The 25,292-nt window shown below is 71.4% G+C and carries 18 protein-coding genes and 4 pseudogenes; 13 read left to right on the top strand and 9 right to left on the bottom strand.

Annotation, left to right across the window (positions count from 1 at the left end):
- Positions 1-165 precede the first annotated feature (165 nt).
- Positions 166-954, bottom strand: a complete 789-nt coding sequence (locus tag PZB75_RS08895; RefSeq protein WP_275534751.1) for a sugar phosphate isomerase/epimerase family protein — start codon at positions 952-954, stop codon at positions 166-168.
- A gap of 507 nt (positions 955-1,461) precedes the next feature.
- Here PZB75_RS08895 and PZB75_RS08890 point away from each other — a divergent pair.
- Both PZB75_RS08890 and PZB75_RS08885 read left to right on the top strand, forming a co-directional pair.
- Positions 1,462-3,696, top strand: coding sequence for an ATP-dependent RecD-like DNA helicase (locus PZB75_RS08890; RefSeq protein ID WP_275534750.1), 2,235 nt, complete (start codon positions 1,462-1,464; stop codon positions 3,694-3,696).
- A 197-nt stretch (positions 3,697-3,893) separates the two neighbouring features.
- Positions 3,894-5,183: a citrate synthase gene (locus PZB75_RS08885; protein WP_275534749.1), complete on the top strand. Its 1,290-nt coding sequence runs from the start codon at positions 3,894-3,896 to the stop codon at positions 5,181-5,183.
- Between the two features lie 1,161 nt (positions 5,184-6,344).
- On the opposite strand, the gene PZB75_RS08880 is transcribed toward PZB75_RS08885, so the two are convergent.
- Together PZB75_RS08880 and PZB75_RS08875 are read right to left on the bottom strand one after the other, a co-directional pair.
- On the bottom strand, positions 6,345-6,662 hold the full coding sequence (locus tag PZB75_RS08880; RefSeq protein WP_275534748.1) for a heavy-metal-associated domain-containing protein: 318 nt from the start codon (positions 6,660-6,662) through the stop codon (positions 6,345-6,347).
- 147 nt (positions 6,663-6,809) lie between these two features.
- Positions 6,810-7,433: pseudogene (locus PZB75_RS08875) on the bottom strand (TetR/AcrR family transcriptional regulator); the annotation flags it as partial.
- A gap of 424 nt (positions 7,434-7,857) precedes the next feature.
- Here PZB75_RS08875 and PZB75_RS08870 point away from each other — a divergent pair.
- The 7 genes and pseudogenes from PZB75_RS08870 to PZB75_RS08840 all read left to right on the top strand — a co-directional run bounded on the left by PZB75_RS08870 (position 7,858) and on the right by PZB75_RS08840 (position 18,770).
- Entirely contained in the window at positions 7,858-10,245 is a 2,388-nt protein-coding gene (locus PZB75_RS08870) for an MMPL family transporter (protein WP_275534747.1), read from the top strand.
- A gap of 195 nt (positions 10,246-10,440) precedes the next feature.
- Positions 10,441-10,923: pseudogene (locus PZB75_RS08865) on the top strand (PfkB family carbohydrate kinase); the annotation flags it as partial.
- A 549-nt stretch (positions 10,924-11,472) separates the two neighbouring features.
- A pseudogene (locus PZB75_RS08860) lies at positions 11,473-11,934 on the top strand (PfkB family carbohydrate kinase); the annotation flags it as partial.
- A gap of 202 nt (positions 11,935-12,136) precedes the next feature.
- Complete coding sequence (locus PZB75_RS08855; protein WP_275534746.1) at positions 12,137-13,267, top strand: 5-deoxy-glucuronate isomerase; 1,131 nt, start codon at positions 12,137-12,139, stop codon at positions 13,265-13,267.
- Positions 13,264-15,198: a 3D-(3,5/4)-trihydroxycyclohexane-1,2-dione acylhydrolase (decyclizing) gene (iolD, locus tag PZB75_RS08850; RefSeq protein ID WP_275534745.1), complete on the top strand. Its 1,935-nt coding sequence runs from the start codon at positions 13,264-13,266 to the stop codon at positions 15,196-15,198. Before PZB75_RS08855 ends, iolD begins: the two co-directional genes overlap by 4 nt.
- Before the next feature lie 35 nt (positions 15,199-15,233).
- Positions 15,234-16,733 (top strand): CoA-acylating methylmalonate-semialdehyde dehydrogenase, encoded by a 1,500-nt coding sequence (locus PZB75_RS08845; protein ID WP_275538643.1) that lies wholly within the window; start codon positions 15,234-15,236, stop codon positions 16,731-16,733.
- A gap of 693 nt (positions 16,734-17,426) precedes the next feature.
- A complete protein-coding gene (locus tag PZB75_RS08840) occupies positions 17,427-18,770 on the top strand; it encodes a Cmx/CmrA family chloramphenicol efflux MFS transporter (RefSeq protein ID WP_275534744.1) in 1,344 nt (447 codons plus the stop codon).
- Here PZB75_RS08840 and PZB75_RS08835 read toward each other — a convergent pair.
- Positions 18,678-19,178 (bottom strand): annotated as a pseudogene (locus tag PZB75_RS08835) (DUF6584 family protein); the annotation flags it as partial. The gene PZB75_RS08840 and the pseudogene PZB75_RS08835 sit on opposite strands and share 93 nt — an antisense overlap.
- An 83-nt stretch (positions 19,179-19,261) precedes the next feature.
- On the opposite strand from PZB75_RS08835, the gene cpt reads away from it, so the two are divergent.
- Positions 19,262-19,792 (top strand): chloramphenicol phosphotransferase CPT, encoded by a 531-nt coding sequence (gene cpt, locus PZB75_RS08830; protein WP_275534743.1) that lies wholly within the window; start codon positions 19,262-19,264, stop codon positions 19,790-19,792.
- A 65-nt stretch (positions 19,793-19,857) separates the two neighbouring features.
- Here cpt and PZB75_RS08825 read toward each other — a convergent pair whose 3' ends face one another.
- The gene (locus tag PZB75_RS08825; RefSeq protein ID WP_275534742.1) at positions 19,858-21,300 is read right to left on the bottom strand and encodes an amidase; all 1,443 of its coding nucleotides are present in this window, start codon (positions 21,298-21,300) and stop codon (positions 19,858-19,860) included.
- Positions 21,301-21,531: 231 nt separating this feature from the next.
- Between PZB75_RS08825 and PZB75_RS08820 the strand changes: the two genes are divergently transcribed.
- Entirely contained in the window at positions 21,532-22,272 is a 741-nt protein-coding gene (locus tag PZB75_RS08820; RefSeq protein ID WP_275534741.1) for a TetR family transcriptional regulator C-terminal domain-containing protein, read from the top strand.
- A 149-nt stretch (positions 22,273-22,421) separates the two neighbouring features.
- Here PZB75_RS08820 and PZB75_RS08815 read toward each other — a convergent pair whose 3' ends face one another.
- Together PZB75_RS08815 and PZB75_RS08810 are read right to left on the bottom strand one after the other, a co-directional pair.
- Positions 22,422-22,589, bottom strand: coding sequence for a hypothetical protein (locus PZB75_RS08815; protein WP_275534740.1), 168 nt, complete (start codon positions 22,587-22,589; stop codon positions 22,422-22,424).
- Positions 22,590-22,605: 16 nt separating this feature from the next.
- The gene (locus PZB75_RS08810; protein WP_275534739.1) at positions 22,606-22,770 is read right to left on the bottom strand and encodes a hypothetical protein; all 165 of its coding nucleotides are present in this window, start codon (positions 22,768-22,770) and stop codon (positions 22,606-22,608) included.
- Positions 22,771-22,966: 196 nt separating this feature from the next.
- On the opposite strand from PZB75_RS08810, the gene PZB75_RS08805 reads away from it, so the two are divergent.
- Together PZB75_RS08805 and PZB75_RS08800 are read left to right on the top strand one after the other, a co-directional pair.
- A complete protein-coding gene (locus PZB75_RS08805; protein ID WP_275534738.1) occupies positions 22,967-23,401 on the top strand; it encodes a hypothetical protein in 435 nt (144 codons plus the stop codon).
- Positions 23,402-23,862: 461 nt separating this feature from the next.
- On the top strand, positions 23,863-24,327 hold the full coding sequence (locus tag PZB75_RS08800) for a hypothetical protein (protein ID WP_275534737.1): 465 nt from the start codon (positions 23,863-23,865) through the stop codon (positions 24,325-24,327).
- On the opposite strand, the gene PZB75_RS08795 is transcribed toward PZB75_RS08800, so the two are convergent.
- Positions 24,287-24,754, bottom strand: a complete 468-nt coding sequence (locus tag PZB75_RS08795) for a hypothetical protein (RefSeq protein ID WP_275534736.1) — start codon at positions 24,752-24,754, stop codon at positions 24,287-24,289. The two genes, PZB75_RS08800 and PZB75_RS08795, sit on opposite strands and share 41 nt — an antisense overlap.
- Positions 24,755-24,833: 79 nt before the next feature.
- Complete coding sequence (locus PZB75_RS08790; protein WP_275534735.1) at positions 24,834-25,289, bottom strand: hypothetical protein; 456 nt, start codon at positions 25,287-25,289, stop codon at positions 24,834-24,836.
- Positions 25,290-25,292 lie beyond the last annotated feature (3 nt).

Raw genomic sequence — 25,292 nt, 5'->3', positions numbered from 1 at the left:
GCAGCCACGGGCCGGTCGGCGGCCCGGGGTCCGTCGGTGCCCCGGGCCCGCGTCCTGCCGGCGCTCCTGCCTCCACCGCCCCTCTCGCCGCTCCTGCCACCCGCACCCCTCTTGCCCTTCCTGCCCCTCGCGCCCCTCGCGCCCCTCTTGTTCTCCCAACTGCCCCTACTGCTTCGGCGCGCCCAGCCGCAGCAGATGGTCCCGGCCCGCGCCCAGCAGTCCCGGCAGCTCCGCCGCCTCCGGGTACCACCGCTTCTCGTACTCCCAGCAGACCCAGCCGTCCGGCCCCAGCGTGTCCAGACACTCCCTGAGCGGCAGCACCCCGGCCCCCAGCGGCAGCGGGGCCGTGTCCTCGGCCGAGGCGATGTCCTTCACCCGTACGTATCCCAGATGCGGGGCCAGGACCGCATGGCTCGCCACCGGTTCCTCGCCCGCCAGCCAGGTCCGCATGACGTCCCACACCGCGCCGACCTGCCCGTGCCCGACCGTGCCGAGCACGCGGGCCGCGTCGGCTCCCGCGGGATGTGATCCATGGGTCTCCAGGAGGACGCGTACGCCCAGATCGGTGGCGTACGGGGCAGCCGCGCCGAGGCGGCGGGCGGCCGCCGCGTCCGCCTCGGCCAGGTCCCGCTCGTCGGCGCCCGGCAGGACCCGGACCTGGGTGGCACCCAAGTCGTGTGCCAGCTCGATCAGTTGGGCGAGTTCGGCGACGAACGGTTCGTCGTCGCCCTCGGCCGCCACCCGGGTGTTCCCGGCGACCGCGAGCACTTCGACCCCGCTCCTGCCGAACTCCTCGGCCACGGCGGCCCGTTCGGCCGGGCTGAGCCCGGGGTGCACGGGCTCCTCGGGATCGGCGCGCAGTTCCACCCCCTGGTAGCCGTGGCTCACCGCCAGCCGTGCCACGTCGGACATCGGCATCCCCGGCACTCCGAGGGTCGAGAAAGCGAGCTTCACGCGTGTTCCTTCCGTCGTCCCCGGGCCTCGGGGCCCCGGTCTGTGGCATCGGTCCTGTGGCCTCGGCCCCGGTGCGGACCGGACGTGTCCCCTCTACCCCGCATCGCCGCCACAATCCACCTGTATCCGGGCATCCACCCCCTGCCGGACCCGACACGAAGACGTGGGGCAATGGCTCCGGTCAAAGATCGGACTGCCTCGGGGCAAGAGATGGCCAAGCCGTGCAACCGTTCCCGGCCCCACCGTGTCGTAACTCTCGTCGGAAGCTTCCGGGGAGGAATCCGGGGGGATTCGGGAAGTTCCGGCAGGGGGAGAGCGAGGGGGGCCCGGTCGGTCGACCGGGCCCCGTTTCGTTGCCCCCGGTCCTGCACGTCCCGTCCGCGCACCTCCTCGGCCCTGCCCTCGGACCGTTCCCGGCGGCCGGTGCGGCGGACGGCTCTCCACAGGCCCGTACGAGTTTCCACAGACCGGTACGAGCGTGTCGTACCCCGGCGGTAGCGTCGGATCATGCTGAGTCTCGCGGTGGTCGAAGGAGTGCTGGAGCGGATCACCTACGCCAATGAGGAGAACGGGTACACCGTCGCCCGGGTCGACACCGGCCGGGGCGCCGGGGACCTCCTCACCGTGGTCGGTTCGCTGCTCGGCGCGCAGGTCGGCGAGTCGGTGCGGATGGAGGGCCGTTGGGGCTCCCACCCGCAGTTCGGCAAGCAGTTCACCGTGGAGAACTACACGACGATCCTCCCCGCCACCATCCAGGGCATCCGCCGCTATCTCGGCTCCGGCCTGATCAAGGGCATCGGCCCGGTGATGGCCGACCGGATCACCACCCACTTCGGGGTCGACACCCTCGACATCATCGAGACGGCGCCCGAACGCCTCGTGGAGGTCCCCGGCCTCGGCCCGAAGCGGACCAAGATGATCGCCGCGGCCTGGGAGGAGCAGAAGGCGATCAAGGAGGTCATGGTCTTCCTCCAGAGCGTCGGCGTCTCCACCTCCATCGCCGTCCGCATCTACAAGAAGTACGGGGACGCCTCGATCTCCGTCGTCAAGAACCAGCCCTACCGGCTGGCCGCCGACGTCTGGGGCATCGGCTTCCTCACTGCGGACCGCATCGCCCAGGCGGTGGGAATTCCGCACGACAGCCCCGAGCGGGTCAAGGCCGGACTCCAGTACGCGCTGTCGCAGTCCACCGACCAGGGCCACTGCTTCCTCCCCGAGGAGCGCCTGATCACCGACGCGGTGAAGCTGCTCCAGGTCGACACCGGCCTGGTCATCGAATGCCTCGCCGAACTGGCCGCCGACCCGGAGGGCGTCGTACGCGAGACGGTCCCCGGCCCGGACGACGAAGGGGCCCCCGTCACCGCCGTCTATCTGGTGCCCTTCCACCGCGCCGAGCTCTCCCTCGCCGGACAGGTGCGGCGGCTGCTGAGGGCGCCGGAGGACCGGATGCCCGACTTCCAGGACGTGGACTGGGACAAGGCGCTGGCCTGGCTCGCCCAGCGCACCGGGGCGAAGCTGGCCCCCGAGCAGGAGGCCGCTGTCCGGCTCGCGCTGAGCCGGAAGGTCGCGGTCCTCACCGGCGGCCCCGGCTGCGGCAAGTCGTTCACCGTCCGCTCCATCGTGGAGCTCGCGCGAGCCAAGAAGGCCAAGGTGGTGCTGGCCGCGCCCACCGGCCGGGCGGCGAAACGGCTGTCGGAGCTGACCGGGGCCGAGGCGTCCACCGTGCACCGGCTGCTGGAGCTGCGGCCGGGCGGTGACGCCGCGTACGACCGGGACCGGCCGCTCGACGCGGATCTGGTCGTCGTCGACGAGGCGTCGATGCTGGACCTGCTGCTCGCCAACAAGCTGGTGAAGGCGGTGGCACCCGGTGCCCATCTGCTGCTGGTGGGGGACGTCGACCAGCTGCCGTCGGTCGGCGCGGGGGAGGTGCTGCGTGATCTGCTCGCCGAGGGCGGCCCGGTCCCCGCCGTCCGGCTGACCCGCATCTTCCGGCAGGCCCAGCAGTCGGGCGTCGTCACCAACGCCCACCGGATCAACTCCGGGGTACCGCCCCTCACCGAGGGACTGGCCGACTTCTTCCTCTTCGTGGCGGAGGAGACCGAGGACGCCGGGGCGCTCGCGGTCGATGTCGCGGCCCGTCGGATTCCGGCGAAGTTCGGCCTGGACCCCCGTCGTGACGTGCAGGTCCTCGCCCCGATGCACCGGGGTCCGGCCGGTGCGGGCACGCTCAACGGACTGCTCCAGCAGGCCATCACCCCGGCCCGCCCGGAGCTGCCCGAGAAGCGGTTCGGCGGCCGGGTCTTCCGCGTCGGCGACAAGGTCACCCAGATCCGCAACAACTACGAGAAGGGCGAGAACGGAGTCTTCAACGGCACCGTCGGGGTGGTCACCTCGCTCGACCCGGACGAGCAGCGGCTGACGGTCCTGACCGACGAGGACGAGGAGATCCCGTACGACTTCGACGAGCTGGACGAGCTGTCCCACGCGTACGCCATGACCATCCACCGCTCCCAGGGCAGCGAGTATCCGGCGGTGGTCGTCCCGGTCACCACCAGCGCCTGGATGATGCTCCAGCGCAACCTCCTCTACACGGCCGTGACCAGGGCGAAGAAGCTCGTGGTGCTGGTCGGTTCGCGCAGGGCGATAGCCCAGGCGGTGCGTACGGTTTCCGCCGGGAGACGCTGTACGGCGCTGGATCACCGGCTGCGGGGAGAATCCGAAGGAGGAAGCACCGAAAAATGATCGATCAAATCGGTGGGAAACATCACGCAGGTCTTCCGGAACCGGAGGCAAGGGGGCAGGATGAGTAAGTTGGCGGCACTCAGTGCCGCCAGTAGGTCCAATGGACGACCCCGAGTGCACTCTCCTGCGCCAAATGGGGGAGGGTGGAACCAGTCAGGGCACCTCGAAGAAGAGGCACTACGTCGGTGAGGGATGACGTGAGCGACAACTCTGTAGTACTGCGGTACGGCGATGACGAGTACACCTACCCGGTGATCGACAGCACCGTCGGAGACAAGGGCTTCGATATCGGGAAGCTCCGGGCCAACACCGGACTGGTGACGCTCGACAGCGGGTACGGCAACACCGCAGCCTATAAATCCGCCATCACCTACCTCGACGGTGAGCAGGGCATCCTGCGCTACCGCGGTTACCCCATCGAGCAGCTGGCGGAGCAGTCGACCTTCCTTGAGGTCGCGTACACGCTGATCAACGGTGAGCTTCCCAAGGTCGACGAGCTGTCGGCCTTCAAGAACGAGATCACCCAGCACACGCTGCTGCACGAGGACGTCAAGCGGTTCTTCGACGGCTTCCCGCGCGACGCCCACCCGATGGCCATGCTCTCGTCGGTCGTCAGCGCGCTGTCCACGTTCTACCAGGACAGCCACAACCCGTTCGACGAGGAGCAGCGTCACCTCTCCACGATCCGGCTGCTGGCCAAGCTGCCGACGATCGCGGCGTACGCGTACAAGAAGTCGATCGGGCACCCCTTCGTCTACCCGAGCAACGACCTCGGGTACGTCGAGAACTTCCTGCGGATGACCTTCTCGGTCCCCGCCCAGGAGTACGTCCCGGACCCGGTCGTCGTCTCGGCGCTGGAGAAGCTGCTCATCCTGCACGCGGACCACGAGCAGAACTGTTCGACGTCCACGGTCCGTCTGGTCGGTTCCTCGCAGGCGAACATGTTCGCCTCGATCTCCGCCGGCATCTCGGCGCTCTGGGGCCCCCTGCACGGCGGCGCCAACCAGTCGGTGCTGGAGATGCTGGAAGGCATCCAGGCCAACGGCGGCGATGTCGACTCCTTCATCCGCAAGGTGAAGAACAAGGAGGACGGCGTCCGCCTGATGGGCTTCGGGCACCGCGTCTACAAGAGCTTCGACCCCCGGGCGAAGATCATCAAGGCGGCGGCGCACGATGTCCTCTCGGCGCTCGGCAAGTCCGACGAACTGCTGGACATCGCGCTGAAGCTGGAGGAGCACGCGCTCTCCGACGACTACTTCGTCTCGCGCAACCTCTACCCCAACGTGGATTTCTACACCGGTCTGATCTACCGGGCCATGGGCTTCCCGACCGAGATGTTCACCGTGCTCTTCGCGATCGGCCGGCTTCCGGGCTGGATCGCCCAGTGGCACGAGATGATCAAGGAGCCGGGATCGCGCATCGGCCGCCCGCGCCAGATCTACACGGGCGAGGTCCTGCGCGACTTCGTTCCGGTCGAGAGCCGCTGAGACACCGGTCCGGCCCGATCCGCGGGAAGCCCCGGTCCGGGGGAGCGCCCACCGTTCCCGTGGCACGAGTCGGTCCCGTGGTCGACGCAGTAGTAGTACGAGGCAGGGCCCGTGGGCGACCACGCGAGCCTGTGACCGCTCTCGTACGACAACAGAACAGCAACGCCGTACGTCCGCCGCACCGTCCGACCGTGCGACTGCCTTCGCCCCGCGTACCGCGCCTCGTCGAGAGCGCGGTGTGCCGGGGCGATTCGGCGTTCCGGGGTGTGTGTACGGGATGTGGGGGCGGGCTTGGCGGGCTTGCGGGGCGGGCCCGCTCAGCGAGAAGCGCCCCGCCGCCGATCCCCCCACGGGTCGACGGACGGGGCGCTCCCCATGTCCCGGAGCGGATTCCCCCCACGGGATCCGGCCGGGCGTCTTTCGGGAGCCGAAGCTCCTTGGCGCTGTGCGCTGTACCTCTTGGTGCGTTTTCTTCTTCTTTTGTGCGGTCTGCCGGGGTACGTACGCACGGGTGGGCCGCTCATAGCTCCCCGGTGCACGTGCCCCGGCCAACGCTTGCCAGAAGCGTCCCCCAAGACACTTCGATGGACGTCCCCCAAGACATCCTTGGCATCGCACTCTTAGACTCGCGAACTCGCCGGATGGTTACCCCGAAAACAGTGTGATCTAAGTCTCTTTGTGGAAGTTGCGTGAAGGGTTGCGAAGTGGAGGGCGACGGCTCTCCCGGCGGAGGTGCCAGGGCCATGGCGGCGACCGGAATCATGGGGGTCACCTGGCGGAGGACCCCGGTCGGCGGGGTCGCCGCGAAGGGTCCTGGGGCTTGATCCAGGTGGTGCCGGGGGGTCGGTGAGTGCCGCCGGGACGGGTGGGGTGCGCCGGTCGCCACCTCGGGATCTCCATGTGTGGGTCACCCTGTGTGCGGCCTCGGAGGTGCGTTCTCCCTGTGTGTGGGGTGCGGTGGTGCGGTATCTCCCTGTGGTCCCTGTGCGCGGTTTAGGGGGCGGGGGCTTCTCCGGTGTGCGGCTTCCGGGAAGCGGCCGGGCCGGGTCCCGCCGGAGTCGGTCGGCGGGGCCCGGCCCGATGGGGTCGGCGTGGTGTTGCGAGGGTGTGGCCGGGGTGGCTGGATTGCTGGGGTGGCGTGGGTGTGGAGCGTCGGGTGGGTCAGATCTGGCCGGTGAGCTCGTAACCCGCCTCGTCGACGGCGGCCCGTACGGCTGTTTCGTCCAGCGGTGCCCGGGAGGCGACGGTGACCTGGCCGGTCGCGGCGTCGGCCCGTACCGAGGTGACGCCCTCGATGCCGGAGATCTCCTCGGAGACCGCGCCCTCGCAGTGGCCGCAGGTCATTCCTGACACCTGGTAGACGGTGGTGACGCCGCCGACCTGGACGTCGGCCGCGCCGTCGTGGCAGGAACCGGTGGGTGAGCAGCAGGAGCCGGTGGACTGGGGGGTCTGGGGCTGGGTCTCGGTCTCGGCGGCCATGACGTTCTCCTCTTCGACAGGTGCGTTGGTGGCGGGCGGTGTGACGGGATGCCGTCGGAGTGGTCCGAGGGAAGCCCGAGGCGCCCGAACACACTCGACACTATACCCCTAGGGGGTACCAGTCATCGAGGTGCGCGGTGACGCGCCCTACTTCGGCGCCGGGCAGGGGTCGGAGCCCGTCACCGGTTCCAGATAGCGGAACATGACGGTCTTCAACTCCGCGATGTACGCCTCCCGTTCAGCTCCCTCGTGGGCGAGGATCAGATCGAGACCGGACTTGAAGAGGATGAAGATCATGTGGGCCATGCGGTTGATCTGCGCAGGCGGGATGTCCGGGAGGTAGTCGCCGAGGATCATCTCGACCCGCTCCAGCATCGTGGTGTGGATGGCGTCGTGCCCCTGGGTGAGCAGGCCGGGCACGTCGGGGCCGTGCATGAGGACCGTGAACGCCGGATTTTCGCAGTTGAAGGCGATCAGCGGGTCCAGGGTGGCGTCGAGCATCTGGTCGAGGGGAAGGGCGAGGTGGACCGGCAGGAGCGCGTTCCCGTAGCTCTCGCGCCAGCGGCCGAGCAGGTCGCCGCCCAGCTCGACGGCGATGGCCTCCTTGTTCGGGAAGAACTGGTAGAGCGTGCCGGGTGAGACGCCGGCCTCGCGGGCGATGGCGTTGGTGCTGGCCGCGTTGTATCCGCTGGCGCAGAAGACGTCGGCGGCCGCCTTGAGGAGCTGGGCGACGCGGGCCTCGCCCCGGGCCTGACGGCGGCGCGGGCGGGCGGGGGTCTCGTCCGGGCCGGTGGCGCCGTCCTGGGTTCCGCCTCCGGTCCCGTCCCTTGCTTCACCTCTGCTCCCGCCCCTGTCCCTGGCCGCTTTCCCGGTCCTGTCCCGGGCTGCACCCCTGGTCTCTCTCCTGGTCGCGCCCATGACCTCGTCCCCGGCCTCCGTCCTGTTCTCGTCCCCGGTGCTGTCTTCGGTCCCGCCCCTGTTCCCGGCCCCGGTCCTGCTCCCGGTCCCGCCCCTGTTCTCGCCCTTGGCCTCCGGCACGGTGATCCCCAGCTTTCCTGACGCGGTTGACAAACGCGAGCGGTCACTCGCATTCTTGGCAAACGCGAGTGATGGCTCGTGTTTGCCAGTTTACGTGGCAATGAGTGACCCCATGCTGCCTTGTGCTGCCCGGGTCCAGGGGAGGGGTTACCGCACCATGCCCGAAGTCAAGAGTCCGGCGAGCGTCGGAGGCTGGACCCGGTTCGTCACCGCGCGGCCACGGCTCGCGCTGCTGGCGGCGCTGGTCATCACGGTCCTCGCGGTGTTCGCGGGCAGTGGGGTCGCCGACCGGATGGGCAGCGGCGGCTGGGAGGACCCGGACGCCGAGTCGACCTACACCACCCAGGTGCTGGAGCGCGAGTTCCCCGCGTCCCAGCCGAATCTGCTGTTGCTGGTCGACACCAAAACCGCCTCGGTCGACGATCCGGCGGTCGCGGCGGAGGCCGCCCGGCTCACCGAGCGGCTGACGGCCGAGAAGGGCATCACGGGCGTCGGCTCCTACTGGCGGACCAGGGCACCCGCGCTTCGCTCCGAGGACGGTCACCAGGCGGTGATCGCGGCCCGCATCGAGGGGCACGACAAGGAGCTGGGCGAGACCCTGGACCGGGTGGCGCCCCGGTACCGGGGCGCGCACGGACCGGTGACCGTCTCGATCGGAGGGCCCGTCGCCGTCCGGCACGAGATGCAGACGATCATCCAGGACGATCTGCTGCGGGCCGAGATGATCGCCATGCCGGTGACGCTGGTGCTGCTGGTCATGGTCTTCGGCAGCGCGATCGCCGCCCTGCTGCCGCTCGGGGTGGGCATCGTCGCGATCCTGGGGACCAACGCGGTGCTGCGCGGGATCACCGAGTTCACGGACGTCTCCGTCTTCGCCCAGAACCTCACCACGGCGCTCGGTCTCGGCCTCGCCATCGACTACGCGCTGTTCATCGTCCGCCGGTTCCGCGAAGAGCTTGCGGCCGGGGCGGACCCCAGGTCGGCCATCGGAATCACCCTGCGCACGGCGGGGCGGACCGTGCTCTTCTCCGCGTTGACCGTGGCGGTGTCGCTGGCCGCGATGATGGTCTTCCCGCAGTACTTCCTGCGGTCCTTCGCCTACGCCGGGATCGCCGTCGTGGCCCTGGCGGCCGCCGCCGCACTGATCCTGCTGCCGGCCGCGCTGATGCTGCTCGGCCCCCGGGTCGACGCGCTGGATCTGCGCCGCCTGCTGCGACGGCGGCGTGACGCCACGAAGCCCGACGGCCCGAACGCCGGACCGGGCCGAGGATGGGGGAGGCTCGCGGCACTGGTGATGCGCAGGGCTCCGGTCTTCGCGGTCGCCACCACGGTCGGGCTCGTGCTGCTCGGGCTGCCGTTCGCCGGGGTCAATTTCGGCACCGCGGACGATCGCCAACTCCCCGCGTCGGCCGAGTCCCACGTCGTCCAGCAGCAGATCCGTGACGGCTTCCCCGGCAGTCCCGGCGGCGGCCTCACGGTCCTCGCCGAGGGGAAGGCGAGCCCCGGCCAGTACGCCGAGTACCGGGACAGGATCGCAGCGCTCCCCGGAGTACGGCGGGTCGAGGGCCCGGTCATGGCGGAGCGGGCGGGTGCCACCCCTCCCGACGCGACAGCGGCCTACTTCAGCGTGCTGCCCGAAGGGGAGTCGGTGGGCGAGGACTCCCAGCGGCTCGTCAAGGAACTACGAGCCCAGTCCGCCCCCTTCGACACCTCGGTGACCGGCACGGCGGCCGTCCTGGTCGACTCCAAGCACGCCATCGGGGACCGGCTGCCCTGGGCCCTCGGCATCATCGCCGTCGTGACGCTGCTGCTGGTCTTCCTGCTCACCGGCAGTGTGCTGATCCCGCTCCAGGCGGTGGTGCTCAACGCGCTGAGCCTGACGGCGATGTTCGGCGCGGTCGTCTGGATCTTCCAGGACGGCCATCTGTCCGGACCGCTCTCCTTCACCAGCACCGGGGACATCGAGACGACCTTGCCGGTGCTCATGTTCTGCGTCGCCTTCGGGCTGTCCATGGACTACGGCGTGTTCCTGCTCTCCCGGATCAAGGAGGAGTACGACCGCACGGGTGATCACGAGCACGCGGTGACCTACGGGCTCCGGCACACGGGCGGTCTGATCACCGCCGCCGCGGTGATCCTGGCGATGGTCATGGTCGCCATCGGCACCTCACGGGTGACCAACACCAAGATGCTCGGTCTGGGGATCGCGCTCGCGGTGCTGATGGACGCCATGGTGGTGCGCAGCCTGCTGGTGCCGTCGGTGATGAAGCTGATGGGCCGTGCCACCTGGTGGGCGCCGGCACCACTGCGTGCCTTCCACCGGAAGTTCGGGCTGAGCGAGGGGGAGTCGCCGTCGCCGCAGGACCGGGCCCGGGGCGAGCGGATACCGGGGGCGGGATCGGGCTCGGGGCCGGGGCTGGGAGCGGGGCCGGGGCCTGGGTCGGATTCCGGGCCTGAAGCAGGTCAGGGCCTCTCCCCAGGGGCTGCCTCCGTGGACGCGTCGAGCGAAGCGGAGGTGACGGTCCCCGAATCCTCGAAGCGCTGAGAGTCCGTCACGGGACGGCTCACCGGCCGACCACGTACCGGGCAACGCACCGGCCGACGCGTTGACAGGATTTCGGAGCGAAGATCGGAGAAGGTGAGACGAAGAGGACGCCAACGGTCGCGAGTCCCCGGGGCGCCCCAGGGACCCGCGACCGTCGCACCGGGCGTCGATTTCGCGGTCGGGAAGGGGGTACGCATGGCCGAGCCTTACGACGTGATCACCATGGGCCGGATCGGGGTGGACATCTACCCGTTGCAGAGCGGGGTCCCGCTGGCACGGGTCGAGACGTTCGGGAAGTTCCTCGGCGGTTCACCCACGAACGTCGCGGTGGCGGCGGCCCGGCTGGGACGCCGGGCGGCGGTGGTCACCCGGACCGGACAGGACGCCTTCGGGGACTATCTGCGCCAGGAGCTGCGGCAGTTCGGGGTGGACGATCGCTGGGTGACACCCGTCGCCGAGTATCCGACGCCGGTCACCTTCTGCGAGATCTTCCCGCCCGACGACTTTCCCCTCTACTTCTATCGGCAGCCCAAGGCTCCCGACCTGGAGATCAACGCACCGGAACTCGACCTCGACGCGATCCGCGCCGCCCGTATCTTCTGGATGACGGGCACGGGCCTCTGCGCCGAACCGAGCCGTTCGGCCACGCTCACCGCCCTGCGAGCGCGGAGCGAGGCCCGCGCCCCGGGCCCCGGCCAGGACTCCGACGCGGGTTCCGGTTCGGAGTCCTGGCCGGGGCCCGTACCGGATCGCGGCTCCGGACCGGGACCGGGACCGGGTCGGCGTTTCACGGTGTTCGACCTCGACTGGCGGCCGATGTTCTGGACCGAGGGCGCGGCGGGCACCGGCCCGGATGATCGCGGCATCGGCTCGGGTCCCGGGTCGGGCTCAGGCGACGGCCCTGATGTCGGCTCGGGCCTCGGCTCCGGCTCAAGCAATGGCCCTGACGTCGGCTCGGGCAATGGCCCTGACGTCGGCTCGGGCAATGGCCCTGACGTCGGCTCGGGCAATGGCCCTGACGTCAGCTCGGGCAATGGCCCTGACGTCAGCTCGGGTCCCGGGTCAGGTTCAGACAACGGACCTGGCAACGGTTCCGCCCCCGGCATCCCGGCCCCGCCCAATACGGCGCCTGCCCCTGTGCCCGCCGCGTCAGCCCCGGCGCGCAGCGCGTCCGCCCCGGCGCGCAGCGCGTCCGCCCCGCCCCGCCCGGTGTCCGCTCCCGCGCGCTATCGGGAAGCCCTTGCCCATGCCACGGTCGCCGTCGGCAATCTCGACGAGTGTGAGATCGCGACGGGGGAGCGCGAACCGTACGCCGCCGCCAGGGCGCTGCTCGCCGCCGGAGTCGAGCTGGCCGTCGTCAAGCAGGGTCCGCGTGGGGTGCTGGCCATGCACCGCGACGGCACGGTCGCGGACGTACCGCCGGTACCGGTCGAGGTGGTCAACGGACTGGGCGCGGGCGACGCGTTCGGCGGGGCGCTCTGCCACGGCCTGCTCGCCGGCTGGGATCTGGAGCGGGTCGTGCGGTACGCGAACGCGGCCGGTGCGATCGTCGCCTCCCGACTGGCCTGTTCGTCGGCGATGCCGTACGCGTACGAGGTCGAAGCGGCCCTGGCCGAGGAGCGGTGCGCGGCCGGGCAGACCGTCAGGGTGGGCCGCGCGGGCGGGCCGGATCGGCCGGACCGGCCGTGAGAGCCGGGGTGTCCGGGTCGACCGGACCAGGTGTGAGAGCCGGGCCCCCCGGGATGGCCCGACCGCCCAAGACGGTCAGGTCGGCCGGGCCGCCCGAGACGGCCAGGTCGGCCGGACCATCCGAGACGGTCAGGTCGGCCGGACCATCCGAGACGGTCAGGTCGGCCGGGACGGCCCGGCCGACGGCGGGTAGGGAGTGCTCATGACGACACACCATCACCGCGACCACCGGCGCGACGATCAGCACGCCGACCGGCGCGACGATCAGGGCGCCGACCGGCGCGAAGACCAGCGCGACGGCCGACGTGACGGTCAGCGCGCCGGGCACCGCCCCGGGCACCGTCCCGGACACCGCCATCACCTGCCGGCCGGCAGTGCGGCGCGTGGACCGTACGCCCTCGACATCGATCCGGAGCGAGCGGGCTGGGACTGGTCGAGTCTGCGCGTGCTGGAGCTGGAGCCAGGCGGAACGCACACCCTGGCCACCGGGGAACGCGAATGGATCGTGTTGCCCCTGGCAGGTGGCTGTACGGTGCGGCTCGCGAATGAGATCTTTGAACTACTCGGTCGTGAAAGCGTGTTCAGCGGTGTGACCGACTTCGCGTACGTACCGCGTGACGCCCACGCGCAGATCGCCTCCGACGCGGGAGGCCGCTTTGCCCTGGCAGGAGCGAAGTGCGAGCGACGACTCCCCGCCCGTTACGGCTCCGCGTCGGAGGTACCCGTCGAGCTGCGCGGCTCGGGGAACTGCTCCCGTCAGGTCAACAACTTCGCCGCCGCTGACACCTTCGAGTGCGACCGGCTGATCGCGGTGGAGGTGCTGACGCCCGGTGGCAACTGGTCCTCGTACCCGCCCCACAAACACGACGAGCACCGCCCCGGCGTCGAGTCCGAACTGGAGGAGATCTACTACTTCGAGATCGACGGCCCCGACACGTCGCACACGGGCGCGGCGCACACGGGCGCGGCGCACGTCGGGACAGCGCACTCCGGCCCGTCGCACCTCAATCCGTCGCACCCCGGCGCGGAGGGGGCGGGGCACGGGCGGGACGCCGTCGCTTACCACCGGGTGACTCCGTCCGGCCCCGGCGGTACGGATGTCCTCGCCGAAGTCCGTACCGGTGACACGGTCCTCGTCCCGGACGGCTGGCACGGGCCGTCCATCGCCTCCCCCGGCCACACCCTCTACTACCTCAATGTGATGGCGGGCCCGGGACCCGGGCGGGAGTGGCTGATCAGCGACCATCCGGACCACGGCTGGATGCGCGACACCTGGCCCACCCGGCCCGTGGACCCACGTCTGCCCCTCTACGGTCCGGAGGCGTCCCGATGACGTCCCGGACGCGTACCACCCGCGGCGCCCGCAGACTGACCACCGCTCAGGCCCTGATGGCGTTCCTCTGCCGCCAGTACAGCGAGCGCGACGGCGCCCGCCACCGGCTGATCAACGCCACCTGGGGCATCTTCGGCCACGGGAACGTCGCCGGGATCGGACAGGCGCTCCTCGAATCCGGCGCCGCCATGCCGTATCTCCAGGGCCGCAACGAACAGGCCATGGTGCACGCCGCCGTCGGGTACGCCCGGCAGTGCGGCCGGCTCTCCACGCACGCCGTCACCACCTCCATCGGCCCCGGCGCCACCAATCTCGTCACCGGGGCCGCCCTCGCCACCGTCAACCACCTCCCCGTGCTCCTGCTCCCCGGCGACACCTTCGCCACCCGGCCCGCCGACCCCGTACTGCAACAGCTCGAAGTGCCCACGGCGGGGGACGTCTCGGTCAACGACTGTCTGCGCCCCGTCTCCCGCTACTTCGACCGGATCACCCGCCCCGAGGCGCTGATCCCGGCCGCACTGCACGCCATGCGCACCCTGACCGATCCCGCCGCGACGGGTGCGGTCACGCTGGCGCTGCCGCAGGACGTGCAGGTGGAGGCGTACGACTGGCCGGAGGAGTTCTTCGCGGAGCGCGTCTGGCACGTCCGCAGACCCGCCCCCGATCCGTACGAACTGGCGGAGGCGGTACGGGCCGTGCGCTCCGCCCGCCGCCCCCTGGTCGTCGCGGGCGGCGGAGTCCACCACAGCGCGGCCGAGGAGGCACTCGCCGCGTTCGCCACCGCCGCCGGCGTCCCCGTCGCGGCCACCCAGGCGGGCAAGGGGTGCTTGCGGTACGACCACCCGGCGGACGTCGGAGGCATCGGCCACACCGGCACCGCGACCGCCGACGAACTGGCCCGCGACGCCGACCTGGTGATCGGGATCGGCACCCGGTACTCCGACTTCACCACCGCGTCCGGCACCCTCTTCCGCCACCCCGATGTGCGGTTCCTCAACATCAACATCACCGGCTTCGACGCGCACAAGCTCGCCGCCCTCCCGCTCGTGGCGGACGCCCGTACCGCGCTCGAAGCACTCACCACCGCGCTCGCCGAACACACCCCCGGCGCCGAAGCCGTTCGCCCCGAAGCTCCCGGCGCCGAAGCCGTTCGCCCCGCCCCCTGGGCCGAGGCGAAGGCCCGCTGGGAGCGGCGCGTCGACGCGGCGTTCGCGGCCGACGACCCGGCGGCCCGGCCGACCCAGGCCCAGGTGCTCGGCCTCCTCGACGCGCTGGTCACCGACGAGGACATCGTGATCAACGCGGCGGGTTCGCTCCCCGGCGACCTGCACAAGCTGTGGCGGGCCCGCTCACCGCGTCAGTACCACGTCGAGTACGGCTACTCCTGCATGGGTTACGAGATCCCGGCGGCCATCGGCGTGCGGCTGGCCGCCCCCGACCGGCCCGTCTGGGCACTGGTCGGCGACGGCACGTATCTGATGAACCCGACCGAGCTGGTGACCGCCGTGCAGCAGGACCTGCCCATCAAGGTCGTGATCGTCCAGAACCACGGATACGCGTCCATCGGCGGCCTCTCCGACGCGGTCGGCGGCGAACGCCTCGGTACGGCCTACCGCCTGCGCGGCCCGGACGGTTCCCTCACCGGCCCGCCGCTGCCGGTCGATCTCGCGGCCAACGCCGCCTCGCTGGGCATGCGCGTGCTGCGCGCCGACACCGTCGGCGAACTGCGCGAAGCCCTCGCCGACGCGCGCGCGTCCGATCGCCCCACCTGCGTCCACGTCGAGACCGCGCCGGACGCCCCGCTGTCAGGGCCTCCGCCCGCGCAGGCGTGGTGGGACGTTCCCGTCGCCGGGACGGCCACCCGCCCGGCGGCGGTCGAGGCCCGGGAAGAGTACGACCGTCATCGCGCGGACCGGCGCCGCCACCTCTGAAGGAGCACGGGATGGAGTACGGGATGGAGCATGGGATGAAGACCGTCGACCACTGGATCGGTGGCCGGACCGTCGAGGGCACCTCGGGCGACCACGGCCCGGTCACCGACCCCGCCACCGGGCAGGTCACCGGGCGGGTCGCGTTCGCCTCGGCGGAGGAGGTGGACACGGCGGTGGCCGCCGCGAAGGCCGCGTACCGCGCCTGGGGCACGTCCTCGCTCTCCACCAGGACCGCGGTCCTCTTCCGGTACCGCGCACTGCTCGACGCCCACCGCGACGACATCGCCGCGCTGATCACCGCCGAGCACGGCAAGGTGCGTTCGGACGCGCTCGGCGAGGTGGCGCGCGGGCTGGAGATCGTGGAGCTGGCCTGCGGGATCACCACCCAGCTCAAGGGCGAACTGTCCACCCAGGTCTCCCACCGGGTGGACGTCGCGTCGATCCGTCAACCGCTCGGTGTCGTCGCGGGCATCACGCCCTTCAACTTCCCGGCCATGGTGCCGATGTGGATGTTCCCGCTGGCCGTCGCCTGCGGCAACACCTTCGTGCTGAAGCCCAGCGAGAAGGACCCGTCACCGGCCAACCTGCTGGCGGAGCTGGCGGCCGGGGCGGGACTCCCGGACGGTGTGCTGAACGTCGTGCACGGCGACAGGGTCGCCGTCGACAGCCTGCTGGGCCACCCGGACGTCGCCGCGGTCTCCTTCGTCGGCTCCACCCCCATCGCCCGCCATGTCCACGCGACCGCCTCCGCGAACGGGAAGCGGGTCCAGGCGCTCGGCGGAGCCAAGAACCACATGCTGGTCCTCCCCGACGCGGACCTCGACGCCGCCGCCGACGCGGCGGTCTCCGCGGCGTACGGTTCCGCCGGGGAGCGCTGCATGGCGGTCTCGGCGGTCGTCGTGGTCGGCTCCGTCGCCGACGAACTGGTCCGGCGAATCCGCGAACGCGCCGAGAAGATCAAGATCGGACCGGGCGACGACCCCACGTCCGAGATGGGCCCGCTGATCACCAGGGCACACCGCGACAAGGTGGCCTCCTACATCACGGGCGCCGCCGCCCAGGGCGCCGAGGTCGTCCTCGACGGCACCGGTCACACGGTCGAGGGTTTCGAGGACGGCCACTGGATCGGCCTGTCGCTCCTGGACCACGTCCCCACCGACTCGGACGCGTACCGGGACGAGATCTTCGGCCCGGTCCTGTGCGTCCTGCGCGTCGATACGTACGAGGAGGGCGTCGCCCTCGTCAACGCCTCCCCGTACGGCAACGGCACCGCGATCTTCACCCGCGACGGAGGCGCCGCCCGCCGCTTCCAACTGGAGGTCGAGGCGGGCATGGTCGGCGTCAACGTCCCGATCCCGGTACCGGTGGGCTACCACTCGTTCGGCGGCTGGAAGGACTCGCTCTTCGGTGACCACCACGTCTACGGCAACGACGGCGTCCACTTCTACACCCGCGGCAAGGTCGTCACCACCCGCTGGCCGGACCCCTCCGACACTCCGACCGGCATCGACCTGGGCTTCCCCCACAACCGCTGACCGGCCACCGGCACCGCCCGGCCACCGGCACTGACCGACTACCAGCACTGACCGACTACCGACACCGCCCGGCCCCGACCACCGGCCGGGCCGCCCGTGGCCCGCCCGGTACGAGGAGGAGACCAGGGCCGCCCGGCATCCGGCCCCGGTCCGGGGCTCGGCGCGTCCCGGACCGGATGCGCCGCGCAGGCCCACCACGGCGACGGCGGCCCCCGCCGGACACAGGACACCCGTCACGGTCACGGCGGTGTGCATCCCGTTCATGAACGCCTGACCGCTGCTTTCGACCATCGACCACCGCCCCCCTGAGCCGGTCGGGCATCGCGCCGGAGGTGGAGATCCCCAGCCCGGCCTGGTAGCTTCGCGCGCATGTCCAGCCCCGAGGCCAACAGAGGCTAGCCACCGGTTCTCCGGTGGCTGATCCGCTGTCGAGACGCCGCCCCGCCCTCAGGCCGCGCGGCGCGTTCTCCATGGTCGGCGCCACCGGACCACCGTGGTGTGGGCCGCCCCGAAGCCCGGCCGGCATGTCGTGTCCTGCCCGTCCCGTCCCGTTCCGTCGGTGAACACACCGGACGCCGGACACTCCTCCGCGTTGCCACACGTCGCGACACGTCGTCGACGCGTGGGCGCGGCCCGCACCCCCTCCCCGCCTGACCGGTTCATCAGTCGTCAGTCACCCATGGGGGCTCTTCCATGCCTTTCGCTGTCTACGTGCTCGGGCTCGCGGTCTTCGCCCAGGGCACCTCGGAGTTCATGCTGTCCGGTCTGGTCTCGGGCATCGCCGACGACCTGCACGTGTCGATCCCGGACGCCGGGCTGCTGACCTCGGCGTTCGCGGTCGGGATGGTGGTCGGTGCGCCGTTGACCGCGCTCCTCAGCCGGAACTGGCCCCGGCGACGGGCCCTGTTGTTCTTTCTGGGCGTGTTCGTCGCCGTCCACGTCATCGGCGCGCTCACACCCGGATACGGGGTGCTGCTCGCGACCCGCGTCGTCGGAGCGCTCGCCAACGCCGGTTTCTGGGCCGTCGCCCTGGTGACCGCGCTCGGCATGGTCGAACCCTCGGCCAGGGCGCGTGCCACGTCCGTCGTCGTCGGCGGGGTCACCCTCGCCTGCGTGGTGGGTGTTCCGGCCGGGGCGCTGCTCGGCGGTCACTGGGGGTGGCGGTCGGCGTTCTGGGCGGTGGCCGTCGTCTCCGTGCCCGCGCTCGTCGCGGTCGCCCGGACGATCCCGGACGAGCGGCCCGCGACCACGGGGACGGAGACCGGCGCGGGCGTGAGCGCGGGCCACGAGCTGCGTGCCCTCAGGCGTCCCCGGCTCCTGCTGACGCTGTTGATCAGCGCGCTGGTCCAGGGCGCGACGTTCTGCGCGTTCGCCTATCTGGAGCCGTTGGTCACACGGGTCACCGGGTTCGGCGCGGGGTGGGTGCCCGCGGTGCTCGCGCTGTTCGGGGTGGGCTCGTTCATCGGTGTCACGGTCGCGGGCCGGATCGGCGACGCGCGCCCCGACGCCCTGGTGGCGGTCGGACCGGTCACGCTCACCCTCGGCTGGTCCGCCCTCGCCCTGACCGCGGGGAACCCGGTGGCGGCGCTCGTACTCGTCCTGGTGCAAGGGGCGTTGGCGTTCGCCACGGGGACCGCGCTGATCTCCCGGGTGTTCCGCGCGGCGCCGGACGCGCCGACGATGGCGGGCTCGTTCGCCACCGCCGCGTTCAACATCGGTGCCGCGCTGGGGCCGTGGGCCGGTGGGCTCGCGATCGGCGGCGGGTACGGGTTCCGCGCCCCGGCCTGGACGAGTGCGGCGCTGATGGCCCTGGCGACCGTCACGGCGGTACTGCTCCGGATGGTGCGGCGGCCGGCGCCGGTACGAGGCGGCGCACCCGCCCGGCCCGTACCCCCGGCTCCCGGCCCCGACCGGTCAGCCGAACAGCTCGAAGAGGCCGACGACGTCGAGGAGCGTCAGCAGGCCGAACACCCAGATCGCCAGGAGGCCGAACACCGCCACCATGCATCCGAGCCCCGCCAGGTTCTCCCCGAGTGACTTGTGCGCCCGGTCGTCGTCCGCCTCCGGGACGCTGTCCCAGTCGACCGGGCGCCCGACGGCCTCGGCGCACTCGGCCCGTACGGCGGCCAACTGCCCTGCGGCGAAGGCTGATTCGGCCAACGCCTCGGGCCCGCGCCAGGCGAGCGCCCGCATCCGCCGTACGGGGGTGCGGTACCTCGCCTCGAAGGCGGCGACCTCCTCGGGGGCGCGGTCCTCGTCCAGATACGTCCACCGCCCGGCCTCCGCCTCGTCCCCGTACAGCCGGTAGACCTCGGCGAGGCGCCGCCGGAGCGTCAGGTCGGTCGGGAAGGAGGAGACCAGCCCGCGCAACCGCTGCCGCGCCACGGGTACGCGACCGGCGGCGAGGTCCGCGTCGACGCGCGCGAGGGTTTCTGTCGGTGCCATGCGCCCATGATCGGCCACGCGGGGGATGTGTCCGAACGATTTTTCGAAGGGATGCCGCTTCGGACCTCTACTGTGGCCCGGTGATGACTACGGTGATCGTCCTCAACGGCGGCTCCAGCTCGGGGAAGACCGGGATCGCCCGGTGCCTGCAGGCGGTCCTTCCGGAGCCGTGGCTGGCTCTGGGGACTGACACGCTGGTTGACGCCATGCCCGCGTCCATGCAGGCGTCGGACGCGGGGATCGAGTTCGCTCCGGACGGGGAGGTGGTCGTCGGGCCGGAGTTCCGGACGCTGGAAGCGGCATGGATCGCGGGGGTCGCGGCGATGGTCCACGCGGGTGCCCGAATCATCGTCGACGAGGTCTTCCTCGGCGGAGCGGACTCACAGCGGCGGTGGCAGGAAGCTCTGCGTGACCTGCGGGTGCTGTGGGTCGGCGTGCGGTGTGACAGTGCGGTTGCCACGGGGCGTGAGGTCGCACGCGGCGACCGGATCATCGGGATGGCAGCGGCCCAGGCGGATCTCGTCCACCAGGGCGTGGCCTATGACCTGGAGGTGGACACCACGCGCGCCGAATCGATGGAGTGCGCACGGGCCATCGCCGCACATGTCGAGTGATCGACAGCCCGGCCGTCCGCCGCTGTCGAGCCGACGAGTGCGGGTGCGCCCGCGCCGCGCCGGGCTCAGACGCCGGGGCCGCTCCCCACCCGGGGACCGACCGGATTCATCGGGGTGAGGACACCGAGCCGGTCCTCGATCGCCTGGGCCGCGTCCAGGCACAGGTCCTCCCGGAACGCCCGTCCGACGACCTGTACTCCGCAGGGGAGGCCGTCGACCACACCGGTCGGGACGGCGATCGCGGGCACGCCCACGAAGCTGGTCGCGGTGCACAGGCGCATCCCCGACGCGACGCGTTCCAGGCCGGCCCGGTCGCGCGACTCCAGCCCCGGCTCGACCGGTGGTTCCGTGAACGAGGGGCCGAGCAGCAGCGGGTACTCATGGAGGAATTCGGCCCAGGACCGGCGGATGCCCAGCCAACTGCCCATCAGCTTCATGAACTCGTCCACGGTCGCGGGCGGGGTCCGCTCCATCGTCATCGCGATGTAGCGGTCACCGCCCTCGCCGAGCAGCGTGCGCACCGCGGGCCAGGTCGGGGCGAACTCCGTCACGACGATCCGGCCGTACACCTCAAGGGCCTCGTCCAGACGCGGCACGTCTGGCACCTCGCACACGTCGTACCCGGCGTCGCGCAGCGCGTCGGCGGCGGTCCCGACCGCCCGGCGGACCGTGAGGTGGACGCCGTGCCCGCCGGGATTCGCCACGACGGCGACCTTCACGGGACGGGGGAGCGGTGCGCCGTACGCGGGCACCGGTACGGCCCGTGGATCGCGCGGATCGGTCCCGGCCAGCACCTCGTACGTCAGCCGCAGATCACGCACGGTCCGCGCCAACGGGCCGTCGGTCACCAACATTTGGGACGCCGGTCCGGGATCGTCCGGGCCGAGCGCACGGTGGTCGGCGGGGAACCGGCCCGTGGACGGCTTCAGCCCCGCGACCCCGCAGAACTGCGCCGGAATCCGCACCGACCCACCGGAGTCGTTGCCGAGCCCGAACGCCGCCATGCCCGTGGCGACGGCCACCGCGTCACCCCCGCTGGAGCCGCCCGGAGTCACGGCACGGTCCCACGGATTGACCGTGTCGCCGAACAGTTCGCTGCGCGTGTGCATGCCCGCCAGGATCAGCGTGGGGATGTTGCTGTGCCCGATGGGGACGGCCCCGGCCGCGCGCAGCCGCGCCACCGGGGGAGCGTCGGCCGACGCCACCAGGGTGCGGAACCGTTTCACTCCGAAGGTGGTCGGTACCCCTTCGACGGGGGTGCTCTCCTTCACCGTGAACGGCACACCCGCGAGCGGCCCCAGGGGTTCGCCCGCGGCCCGCCGGGCGTCGACGAACGCGGCGGCCTCGCGCGCCCGCTCGGCCAGAAGCTGTGTCACCGCGTTCACGCGCGGATTGACCTCCGCGATGCGGTCCAGGTGGCTGTCGACCAGTTCGACGGCCGAGACATCCGCATCGCGTACGGCCTCCGCCTGTTCGACGGCCGACATCCTCCACAAGTCGTCCGGCATGGGCGTTCCCCCTTCTTCCCGTACGTCCGTACGTCCATACGTTCCGATGCGATCGCATCGGAACACCGGAACTGTAGCCCGGGAACCGATGCGGTCGCATCGCATAAAGTTCGGAGGACGGTCGCGGGTACGGGGCGCGTGGTACGGGTTACGGCTCCGGGTCCGGGCCCGCAGTGGGGTCGCGTGAACGCGTGATCGAACGGAACGGACGTAAAGGGAGAGGTGCCCGACATGCCCAGGCAGGTGGATCACATGGGCCGACGCCGTCTCATCGCGGAGGCCGTCTGTCTGCTCGCGGGCGAACGAGGTCTGGAGGGTGTGACCCTCCGCGATGTCGCCGCCCGTGCGCAGGTGTCGATGGGCGCCGTGCAGCGCTGCTTCCGGACCAAGGACGACATGCTCGTGTTCGCCCTCGGCCACATCGGCGACCGGATCGGCGAAAGGGTACGGGCCCGCCTCGTCGAAAGCCCGGCCCAATCGGCGGCGACGGTCCTGGGTCACGCGGTCACCGAGGTCGCGCTGGTCGAGGAGGAGCACCGCGCGGAGGCCCGGGTGTGGCTCGCGTTCGTCGCGCAGGCGGCTGTCAGTGAGTCGCTTGCCACGACGTTGCAGACGAACTACGCAGCCCTGCAAGAGGCGTTCGCCGCCCTCATCGCGGAGGCCGCCGAGGGCGCGGAGGACGGTAAGAACGCGGAGGACGGCAAGGGGGCCGGGCAGGCGGAGGGGCCCGGGGACGCCGCCGTACGGCATGGCCCGCTCCGCGCCTCCGCCGCCGGCCCCGCCCCCGAGCCGGTCCTCGATCCGCGCCGCGAGGCCGGCACCCTCCTCGCCCTCGCGGACGGCCTCACCACCCACGTCCTCATCGGCCGCATCACCCCGCAGGAGGCGCGGGACATCCTGCACGCCCATCTGCGCGCGCTGTGGACGCGGCCCACCCGGCGGCCTTCCGGCGCCCGTGCGGACGAGGGCTGAGGCCGGGGCCTTCGCGGCGACTCCGTGCGGGGGAGTCGTATCCGCCCGTACGCGTTCCGGTGCGGACGGGCGGGCCCGCGAACGTCGTGTCGCGCCCGCCTCGCTGCCCCCGCCGCCCCGGACCTCGACCACGTACGTGATCCGCCAGGTCACCGGGAGATCGCCATCTCCTGGGAGGCGGGTACGCGCAAGGCGTGTCCGGCGGTGAAGACGAGTACGACCGCCGAGCCACCGGACGGGAAGCGGTCCATCCGCGAGCTGAGCATCTGACGCCACTGCCCCTGGACCCGCACCCGGTCGCCGGGTCGTACGGTCACCGCGCACAGACGCGGTTCAGTCCCCGCACTCACCGGAGCCGTCCACCGGTCCCGTCGCGGACGCGGACAGCTCCGCCCGGACGACCTTTCCGACCCCGGCCCGCTCCCCGAACCCCCATCGGTCCGCCAGCGCGTCGACCAGGACCAGTCCACGTCCGCCGCTCGCCTCCGGACCAGCCACGTGCACGAGTGCGGCAACTTCTCGCGTGGCCATTGACGCGGAATTCAGGCCATTTATTGGCCGGAAATAGTAGAAACATACCTTTCCCCTCGGAATCCGGCGCTGCCCATCTCGGTGCACTGCCATGATTCACCCGAAAGGTATGTGACATTTCACATTGCTCTCTGGTGAGGGCAACGGAAGAGAGAGGGACCCAGTGAAGAGTCTTGCCACTGTTGCGGTCGCCGCTGCGACCCTGGCCACCCTGGCCACCGGCCAGGAAGCCGTCGCCGCGCCGACCGGGCCGGTCGGCGCCGTCATCACCTGCGGCACCCCCGGTGCGCCCGGGATCTTACTGACCCGAGCCTGTGTCGAGGTGACCGGCAACCAGGTCCGCTTCTACGGGGTCGCAGCCACGATCAACTCCGGGTGGCAGCCCCAGCAGGTCGGCTTCACGGTCTCCGGCACGGTCGTCGGCGGCGCCCCGATCGCGCCCATCAACCCGACCGTGCTCGTGCCGGCGGGCACGACCTCGGTCGGCAGCATTGTCACCACCGCGCCGTGCGGTTCGACGGTCACCGGCAGCTTCTCCGTGAACCAGTGGGGCTGGCCCCCGTCGACCGCGACCGTCTCGGCCGTGGTGTCCTGCTGACCAGAGGCCACCCGTGCCCCTGAGCCCACACCAAGGCTGAAGCGGGACCAGACGGACCCGCCGGTCTCCCACGTCAGCCGCTTCCAGGTGAAGCCTGGCGAGTAGCAGGTCCGAGCACCACGAGGGGGCCGCCGTCCGTGAGGCACGGCGGCCCTTTCGGCACCGGCTTGCCCAGTAACCGGGCGTAGGCGATGACCGAGATCGCACTGCCTGGGCCGAGGGCGGCGGGCGGGGCGCGGGTCCGGCACCCACTCCGTCCCGGCCGGCGCAGACCGGCCAACTTCTCCGGTTCACCTGCGGAGGCCAGGCGCCAGGGGAGATCTTGTCGCTGGACGATCTTCCACAAAGTCCCGAAGAAGTGGTGATGGTCTCCTCCCCGCGGCCGCCCGAGTATCTGGACCGCTATGCGGGCCTGCCGCCGGACTTCGGGAGTCCGGCTCTCGGTCGACAACGTCAGCAGGATGGCGTTGCTGACCACAGCCCACTGCGACCGTTACATCGCCACCCGGCACATGCTGCCGCTGCTTGCCGGGCTCCCCGTTCCGACCGATGAACCGTACGAGGACTTCTGGTTCAAGCTCTGGCAGGCGTCCGGGACGGCGTACTTCATGCCGGGCAACATGGGGGCGTCCGTCCTCCCCGCCCTGGACTGCGACGGCGTGGGCCTCGCCGACCGGCTTCTGTCGGCCTTCGACGAGATGACCGCCGAGCAGTGGGACGCAGCGGCGAAAGTCATATGGGAAGCCCTGGACGAACGGATCGTCGCCTACGCCCCCACCAGCGCGACGGCCGCCACCCCGAATCGGCTGCGGAGGCCGGACGCGAGGCCGACGAGCGCGGTGTGTGCCGTCCGGCCGGCGAAGGCCGACGGGCGCGTCACCCCGTTCACCGCCGGTCCTCGTACGTCACCACGGCGGCGTACGTGACCAGGCCGTGGACCAGGTGCGGGACCGCGTCCGAGATCCAGTCGGTGGCCGACCAGGTCCGGGGGTCCGACACTTTCAGACCGGCCATCGGCGCGTCGGTCGCGGCCATCACCAGCGCCCCGGTGAGTACGCCGCCCAGCCACACCGGCAGCCGCAGTCCGGCCCGGCGGGTCACCGCCGCGACCGCTCCGGCCCCCGTGCCGACCAGCAGCCCGGACAGCGCGCCGAGCCCCGACAGCCGGTTGCCGCGATGCTCGTCGTCGCCCGGCACCGGGCGGCCGACCAGGTCCGCCAGTCTGCTCACCGTCGTCTCGGGCGCGCTGCTGGTCGGCCTGCCGCGCAGGGCCATGTCCGCGTACGTCACCACGTTAAGCGCGGTCGTTCCCGCAGCGCCCGCGAGCAGGCCGCGTCCCACCGTTCGGATCATGCGCACCACGTTTCCCCGGGGACCGGCAACGCGCAACGGCAGGGGACCGAATGGGCGTCCGGGCGGCCGGGTACCGCGGCTATGCCCGCCGTTCCTGCTCCCACGAGGTATCCACGGGGACGTTCCAGCCCCGCAGCATGGCCAGGACCTCCGCACGCGTCCTGGGACCGGCGAACCGGAAGGCGCGATCGAGCACTTCCCTGCTCTCCATGAGGGGTTCCACGAAGGTGAAGTACGCCGTCTCCACGAGTTCGCCCCCCGGACTCTCCTCCAGGCCCTCGATGAATTCGAAGCAGCGCGCGAGGAATTCCTCGTCCGCCCCGTCGATCTCGGCGGACTCCATCCTGGGCTGGAACAGCGGATGGGCGAGGACTTCGGAAAGCAGCGTCCCGGGGTGGGTGTTGACCTGGTCCCAGTGGGTCACCTGGGATGCCCGCCTGCCGTGCCGCCGGGCCGCCGTCTCAAGGTACGGCTCCACTTCCGGCAGCAGCCGGACGAGCTGCCCGACCAGGTCCCGGGAGGAGATTCCCTGCATGTG

Source organism: Streptomyces sp. AM 4-1-1 (assembly GCF_029167625.1).
Taxonomy (GTDB): Bacteria; Actinomycetota; Actinomycetes; order Streptomycetales; family Streptomycetaceae; genus Streptomyces.
The sequence above is the reverse complement of the archived record's forward strand: the minus strand, read 5'-3'. Positions and strand labels throughout refer to the sequence as shown.

What these genes read in the sequence shown, in the direction of transcription:
- PZB75_RS08825 (WP_275534742.1), bottom strand. Translation starts at nt 21,300, where the DNA reads ATGCCGGACGACTTGTGGAGGATGTCGGCCGTCGAACAGGCGGAGGCC.
- PZB75_RS08800 (WP_275534737.1), top strand. Translation starts at nt 23,863, where the DNA reads ATGGCGTTGCTGACCACAGCCCACTGCGACCGTTACATCGCCACCCGG.
- PZB75_RS08820 (WP_275534741.1), top strand. Translation starts at nt 21,532, where the DNA reads ATGCCCAGGCAGGTGGATCACATGGGCCGACGCCGTCTCATCGCGGAG.
- PZB75_RS08880 (WP_275534748.1), bottom strand. Translation starts at nt 6,662, where the DNA reads ATGGCCGCCGAGACCGAGACCCAGCCCCAGACCCCCCAGTCCACCGGC.
- PZB75_RS08890 (WP_275534750.1), top strand. Translation starts at nt 1,462, where the DNA reads ATGCTGAGTCTCGCGGTGGTCGAAGGAGTGCTGGAGCGGATCACCTAC.
- PZB75_RS08790 (WP_275534735.1), bottom strand. Translation starts at nt 25,289, where the DNA reads ATGCAGGGAATCTCCTCCCGGGACCTGGTCGGGCAGCTCGTCCGGCTG.
- cpt (WP_275534743.1), top strand. Translation starts at nt 19,262, where the DNA reads ATGACTACGGTGATCGTCCTCAACGGCGGCTCCAGCTCGGGGAAGACC.
- PZB75_RS08840 (WP_275534744.1), top strand. Translation starts at nt 17,427, where the DNA reads ATGCCTTTCGCTGTCTACGTGCTCGGGCTCGCGGTCTTCGCCCAGGGC.
- iolD (WP_275534745.1), top strand. Translation starts at nt 13,264, where the DNA reads ATGACGTCCCGGACGCGTACCACCCGCGGCGCCCGCAGACTGACCACC.
- PZB75_RS08845 (WP_275538643.1), top strand. Translation starts at nt 15,234, where the DNA reads ATGAAGACCGTCGACCACTGGATCGGTGGCCGGACCGTCGAGGGCACC.
- PZB75_RS08855 (WP_275534746.1), top strand. Translation starts at nt 12,137, where the DNA reads ATGACGACACACCATCACCGCGACCACCGGCGCGACGATCAGCACGCC.
- PZB75_RS08870 (WP_275534747.1), top strand. Translation starts at nt 7,858, where the DNA reads ATGCCCGAAGTCAAGAGTCCGGCGAGCGTCGGAGGCTGGACCCGGTTC.
- PZB75_RS08795 (WP_275534736.1), bottom strand. Translation starts at nt 24,754, where the DNA reads ATGATCCGAACGGTGGGACGCGGCCTGCTCGCGGGCGCTGCGGGAACG.